The following is a 5,850-nucleotide window of genomic DNA, read 5'->3' on the forward strand; positions in this document are numbered from 1 at the left end:
GGCCGGAACTTCGCCCGCGCCGACTTCACATAGCCCAGCGCGATCTCCAGCCGCCGCACCGGATCCGAGGCCGACCGCAGCCGCGCCTCCACCGTGCGCCGCGCCCCGCGATGCGCCTTGACCCGCGCGTGCACACGGGCCTGCCCCGCGGGCCGGTGCCGCCGCACCTTCCGCACCCGGCCCGCGGCGGTCCGCACCGCCGCACCGGTATCGACCGTGCGGGTATGCCCGGCCATCACCACCTCCAACTCACTCCACCCCCCGAAAAAAAGGGGGAAGGCCGGGTCCAGCGGCCTGGACAACACCCCCACCCACCACGGGGCGGGGGTGCTCCCCCGGTACTGGAACCGCTAGCTGACACCGAGCTCACGCTTGACCTCGGCGCACCACTGCTTGACCGCGGTATCCGACGCCGGCGACCACCACGCCTTGGCCAGGACCTCCTTGAGCCGCGACGGCGTGTACACCTCATGAGCGATGCCGTACGCGACACCGACCTCACGAGAGGCCTTGTCGCCCTTCTTGTCCGGCTTCGGCAACGACCCGAGCAGCTCCTCACGCTGCGCCGCCGCCCGCTCCGCCCGCTCCTTGCGGTCCCGCTCGGCGGCCGCCGCAGCCTCCCGCTCGACCTGCTCGCGGCGCTCACGCTCGGCGGCGAGCTCACGCTGCCGCTTGCTCCACGCGATCCGGGTCGCGATCTGCGACATCAGGCAGTGCACCAACACCGCCATCGCCGCGGGGAAAAACACCGAGAAGAAAATCCCGACCGGACCCATGTCCTCGGGCACCGCCGTGGTGTGCTCCTTCGCCGCGGCGATCTCGTGGCCGACGAGGTTGCCGTAGATGCTGGCGCCGGTGGCCAGGGCCAGCAGGAACCAGCCGATCCGCCGCAGCTCACCGTCCTTGGTGACCAGGAACGTCGCCGCGGCCAGGGCGGCGACGTCGATGGCCACCGCACCGAACGGCGCGATCGGCGGCGGCCACCCCATCGCCTCCATCACCAGCAGCAGCATCGTGAAGGACAGCACGAACGCGGACGCGGTCGCCGCGACCGCGAACACCCCGGTCGCGATGATGATCGGGATCGGGGTCGGCTCGACATCGGCGTCGCCGTCCTCCGGGTCCAGCCGGCGCCGCGCCGCACGCCGCAGCACGCGGCCCAGCAGCGCCCGGATCCCCTCCTCCCCCGGCCCGGCGGGTTCCGGAGCGGTCTGCCGCCCGGCCTCCACCGGCCCCGCGACACCCGCCTCGAGCTCCGGGATCGGCACCGGCACCGGCACCGGGGCCGGTGTTGGGGTTGGGGACGGGGCGGGCTCGTCCGCCGCGGGGTCCGGGCCGGGCGCGGGCGATTCGACCAGCGGCTGGTTGTCGGGCCCGTCGGTGGCGGGCGGGCGAGGCGCGGGCACCGGCTCCTCCCGTACCGGGGCGGGGCCCGGGCGGTCGACCACATCGAGCGGCGCCGTCGACTCGGCGGCCTCGACGTGGGGGATGAGCAGGCCGGAGTTGGTCCGGCGGGTGATCTGGTGGTCCCCACCAGCCAGGCCAGCAGTGGGGAGCAGCGTGCTGTTGGGGCCCACGGGGTGGCCTCCTTCCACATCAGCAGGAATCAGCAGGTCAGCTACGTCGATCAGGAGGTCTGGTGCAGCTCGAGCTGCTCGCAGTGCTCGCGCCACGGACGCTCGACCTCGTCGAAGTCCGGGCTCGGCGTCGTCCAGGTCTCACCGCAGTCGCAGCGGGCCGCCGACTGCCCGGTGCTCCTGATGCGCCATATCGTCAGACCATGGCCAGCCACAGCAGTGTTCGTGCCGCTCACGACGCCACACCCTGCTGCGGGGTGGCGGCGCTGAACGCCGCGAGGAACTCCTGCTGCACCAGCTCGGCCCAGCCGTAGGTGACGAACGGGCCGTGCAGCGGGTCCTGCCCATCGCACGGGGTGTCGGCCAGCACCGGGACGGTGCTGACACCGCCGAACCGGCCGCCGCGGCGCGGCACCGACAGCCCCGCCCACGTCATCTCGGCCTGGCGCCGCACCCGGCCCGCCCGCAGCAGCCGCGGGCCCGTGACCTCGGTGCCCGCCGCCCGCGCGGCGGCCGCACGCTCCCGCACCACCGCCAGGTAGGCCGCCTTGTCGTCGTAGGTGGCCAGCTCCGGCTCCTCGGCCACCCCGGCCTCCACCGGCTCGACCTCGGCAATCTCGGTTTCGATCATGTCTGTCTCCCTTGAAATCATTCGGGTCGTGATCCCCCGCGACGCGCACCCAACCCCCGGGACCAGCCCGGAAAACGGGTGCGCGACCGGCAAGCCACGAACACGGCTTGCGGCGGCGACGGAGCAACCCATCCGGCCGCTCCCCCACCGCATCCGCACCGAAGCCGGGCTCCGGCGCGGGTGTTCACGTCGCAGGACGTTCGCTGTCCACCCCGGACCCGCCTCGCTCACCGGCCGACCACTGCGTGATCGACCGGGTCCTCGCGCACGGACCCGTGGCCTTTGACGCCCTGCTGTATGGAGTTCTCAAAGAACACGCCGGCCATCGAGCGACCGCCCGTGACGTGAGAGCGGCTACCCGCCAGGTGGTACGGGCGGGATCCGTGGACTCCTCCAACGAGGAGGCCCGATGGGACCGACTAGCTACTGGGATCCAGCGGCCTGGGCAGAACTCAGAACCATTTCGGGGGTGATGGGGCGGTCCTGAGCGCTGCCCCGGTGCTGGAGCACCGGATCACGCAGCGCGCAGCACACCCACGTGGCGCGGCGCCGCGACGCACAACGGAACAACCTCCGACAACTCCTGCTCGGCATCAGCGTTGGCGCTGGCGAGGTGCCACTCGACCAGCTCCGCGGCCGGGACCTCCACCTCGCACAACAGCTCAATCAGCTCCGCCAGCCCGTCCTCGCCGAGCTCGGACTCCGCGACGACGAGCGCCAGGTCGCCCTCGTCCAACGCACCGAACACCTCGGCGATGGTGACCGTGGTTGCCGTCATCGCGAGCCTCGCAATCGGTAGGTTCTGTCTGCTCTGTAGGTACAGTAGCGACAGCAAACCGCCGACGCAACACCTCTGTAGGTTTTGTAGGTACAGAGGTGCCAGCAGGGGCCAGCTTCTGTACGGTCAGACCCAACACACAGGGAGGACACCGTGACGATCGGCCAGCGCCCGAGGTGGCGCTACATCTACGACGACCTGCGCACCGCCATCGAACGAGACGAGCTCCCCCCAGGGAGCCGCGTCCCCGCTGAGATGTCCCTCGCTGAGCAATACGGCTACGCACGAAACACTGTGCGAACCGCCCTTAACGCACTCCAGGCGGACGGATTGATCACGGCTGGTGCTGGCTCTCTTGGGCGCACGGTGCGACGCCGATACCAAATCTTTTTTGACGCGGCTGATTTCGAACGCGGCGTCTACCACGACAACCCAGCACGTGCTCAAGACCAATGGAAAGCCGACGTTGAACGGCAAGGGTGGACACCGCGGCAAATTATTCGCGTCGATTGGCTCCCAGCGCCCCGGGACGTCGCAGAGTGGCTCGACGTCCCTCCTGGTGAGCTGCTAGCTCGCCGCCGCCGTGTCCGATTGGTCTCACGCCCACCGAGCGATCCTGAAATGCCGCTGATGCTCGCGGACACATGGACCCCCGAAGACATCGCTCGCCGCGTCCTCACTGACGACCAGGGACAGGAGTACTGCCCTCTGCTGGAAGAACGTGACGTCGTAGTACGCGGCGGGATCATTCGGGCCATTGGGATCAACCAGGTTGAGTTCGAGGACATGATCGTGCCGCGGATGCCAAGCCCTGACGAGGTCGAGCTGCTCGATCTCCAGCCTGGCTCCCCCGTCGGCCAACACGCTCGTATTGGCATCGACGACACGGGGCGGCGCGTACGAGCACTGGTGTCCACATGGGCAGGGGATCGCCAGGTCCTCCGTTACCGCCTCCCCGTCCCCTCACCAGAGGAGTAGTGCCCCAGCAACTGCGACCGACAGTCCATTAGCAGGGAGGTACCAGAGTGACCGTCTACTACCTGAGTCTGGCCGAGGATTTCCGTGAAGTCCTGGAGTTGCGGGAGCGCATTGAGGCTGATCTACGCCAGCGCGGGATCGATCAATGGCATGGCACCCAGGCGCACGGACACGAGGCACTGCGGACCTGGATCTCCCGCCGGACGCTGACCACACTGCGGGACCGCAATGGCAACCTGATCGGAACGGTAGGTCTGGATGGCCCAGATCGGGATTTTTGGACAAGCGACGAAGCTGCGGAACCTGCGCTGTACGTCTACAAAATGATGATCCATCCGGACTTCCGTCGACGCGGAATCGGTGACGCCCTACTCGATTGGTGCGGCCTGCAAGCCCGTTCGGGCGGAAACAGCTTGCTACGGCTGGACTGCAATCGAAACAACACGAGTCTGCACCAGTATTGGAAGGATCGCGGGTTCGAGCAGGTTGCCCTCCGCTCCACTCCTGGACGCCAGTCCGGGGCACTATTCCAGCGCGCTGCCAACATCGCTACAGCGACGGATGCAGTCACATTGATGCCCGCAGAAGAATCCGGGGGCGACCGTTACGACCCCGAGGGCACTGCCGCCGTCTGGCTCGACGCATCCAACGCCGTCGGCAGCCTCCAACTATCGACGACGCCAGGTGGCGAGCACGACTGGAACTCAGCTATCACCCAGGCAGCTCGTGTCTTGGAGACCCGCGCTAGCGAGATCCGGCGCAACTGCGGGCTGAGCAGCCGCAGCCCCGCTCGGCGCCGCTCCCTGTGCGACGACACGCCACCTACCTAAATCAACCCGCTTCCTAGCCAGCCTGCTAGGGTCCAGTGATCAGCATCGCAGCACGCTCGAGCCTAGGAGAGCCAGATGCGCATGACAGTGACCGAGGTATCCCGCAACACCAGCGGAGCCATCAACGCAGCCGCGGCCGGCGAGATCGTGACCGTGACCGCGCGCGGACGTGAGCACGCGATCATGCTCAGCCCCGAGCTCTGGGATGAAGCCGAGCAGGCCCTGCGGACCATGCGCGGACTCCAGCGTCTCGGGCAGCTCGGCAGCGCACTGCCTGGCATGGAGGAGGCCAGGGTGGCCTAGCCATTGAAATGGCCCCCCGCCGGCGGCAACCGGCGGAGGGCCTCAAGTTGAAGCGTTTGCTCCCCATCACGAAAGCAACAGCACGCGACCATTTACGACCACGAGCACGCTCGGGTTCCAGGGTACGGCATGTGTTGCCGGACTGCTAGAGCTGGGGCGTGTCGGAGAGGTAGACACGTGGCTGACCAGCCATTCACCGACGACCCCTCGGTCAAGGCCTACGCCGGGAACTCGCCCGGTGGCGCGACTGTCCCGTTCTGGATCACCGCGTGTGTCCGGTTGTCCCCTCCCCTGGGACGGACGGGCAAGCCGCTCGGTGAGGCCGACAAGCTCCTGACAGGAGCTCAGGTGCTGCTCGCTGACCGGATCCGTGTTCACGGCCAAGACCGGGCCGTGACCAACCACGCGGACCTGGCACTGTTCCTCGGCTACTCACGCCGGGACAAGGTCAAGTGGGTCCTCGAGTACTTCAAGCAGATCGGGTTCCTCGCGGACCTCGACGAGTCCTCCACCGATTCACGTGGGCGCCGAGCCCCGCAGCGGGACCCCCGGACCGGGCAGACCCAGGCCGCGCCGCTCGTCGTCAACGAGCTCCCTCCCGCCCACTACGTCGGCCCTCGGACACTGCACGAACTCCGCAACGCCCTCCGGGAAGACCGGCTGCGGCCACTGCACGAGCTGTTCGTAGACCCGCAGATTTCCGCAGGTCAATCCTGTACCCCCCGGGAGGGACAGGGTTCGGAGGGCCTGTAC

At 68.5% G+C, this 5,850-nt stretch carries 8 protein-coding genes and 1 pseudogene; 4 read left to right on the forward strand and 5 right to left on the reverse strand.

Features of this window, described 5'->3' with window-relative positions:
• The 5 genes from ABD976_RS29395 to ABD976_RS29415 form a co-directional block, all read right to left on the reverse strand.
• The coding region (locus tag ABD976_RS29395) for a hypothetical protein (RefSeq protein WP_345368311.1) at positions 1 to 302 on the reverse strand (302 nt) is incomplete at its 3' end.
• Between the two features lie 48 nt (positions 303 to 350).
• A complete protein-coding gene (locus ABD976_RS29400) occupies positions 351 to 1,577 on the reverse strand; it encodes a hypothetical protein (protein ID WP_345368312.1) in 1,227 nt (408 codons plus the stop codon).
• A 50-nt stretch (positions 1,578 to 1,627) separates the two neighbouring features.
• Positions 1,628 to 1,792, reverse strand: a complete 165-nt coding sequence (locus ABD976_RS29405) for a hypothetical protein (protein ID WP_345368313.1) — start codon at positions 1,790 to 1,792, stop codon at positions 1,628 to 1,630.
• Positions 1,793 to 1,809: 17 nt separating this feature from the next.
• Positions 1,810 to 2,208: a hypothetical protein gene (locus ABD976_RS29410; RefSeq protein ID WP_345368314.1), complete on the reverse strand. Its 399-nt coding sequence runs from the start codon at positions 2,206 to 2,208 to the stop codon at positions 1,810 to 1,812.
• A 514-nt stretch (positions 2,209 to 2,722) separates the two neighbouring features.
• Positions 2,723 to 2,986: a hypothetical protein gene (locus ABD976_RS29415; RefSeq protein WP_345368315.1), complete on the reverse strand. Its 264-nt coding sequence runs from the start codon at positions 2,984 to 2,986 to the stop codon at positions 2,723 to 2,725.
• A gap of 153 nt (positions 2,987 to 3,139) precedes the next feature.
• On the opposite strand from ABD976_RS29415, the gene ABD976_RS29685 reads away from it, so the two are divergent.
• The 4 genes and pseudogenes from ABD976_RS29685 to ABD976_RS29435 all read left to right on the forward strand — a co-directional run.
• The gene (locus tag ABD976_RS29685) at positions 3,140 to 3,964 is read left to right on the forward strand and encodes a GntR family transcriptional regulator (protein ID WP_425570136.1); all 825 of its coding nucleotides are present in this window, start codon (positions 3,140 to 3,142) and stop codon (positions 3,962 to 3,964) included.
• A 47-nt stretch (positions 3,965 to 4,011) separates the two neighbouring features.
• The gene (locus ABD976_RS29425; RefSeq protein WP_345368317.1) at positions 4,012 to 4,794 is read left to right on the forward strand and encodes a GNAT family N-acetyltransferase; all 783 of its coding nucleotides are present in this window, start codon (positions 4,012 to 4,014) and stop codon (positions 4,792 to 4,794) included.
• 75 nt (positions 4,795 to 4,869) lie between these two features.
• Positions 4,870 to 5,097 carry a type II toxin-antitoxin system prevent-host-death family antitoxin gene (locus tag ABD976_RS29430; protein WP_345368318.1) on the forward strand — a complete coding sequence of 76 codons (228 nt, stop codon included), beginning with the start codon at positions 4,870 to 4,872 and terminating at the stop codon, positions 5,095 to 5,097.
• Between the two features lie 177 nt (positions 5,098 to 5,274).
• A pseudogene (locus tag ABD976_RS29435) lies at positions 5,275 to 5,850 on the forward strand (hypothetical protein); the annotation flags it as partial.

Source organism: Saccharopolyspora cebuensis (assembly GCF_039542665.1).
In the GTDB taxonomy this organism is placed as follows: Bacteria; Actinomycetota; Actinomycetes; order Mycobacteriales; family Pseudonocardiaceae; genus Saccharopolyspora; species Saccharopolyspora cebuensis.

Excerpts from the sequence above, each read along its gene's own strand:
- ABD976_RS29430 (WP_345368318.1), top strand. The coding sequence starts at position 4,870 with ATGCGCATGACAGTGACCGAGGTATCCCGCAACACCAGCGGAGCCATC.
- ABD976_RS29410 (WP_345368314.1), bottom strand. The coding sequence starts at position 2,208 with ATGATCGAAACCGAGATTGCCGAGGTCGAGCCGGTGGAGGCCGGGGTG.
- ABD976_RS29415 (WP_345368315.1), bottom strand. The coding sequence starts at position 2,986 with ATGACGGCAACCACGGTCACCATCGCCGAGGTGTTCGGTGCGTTGGAC.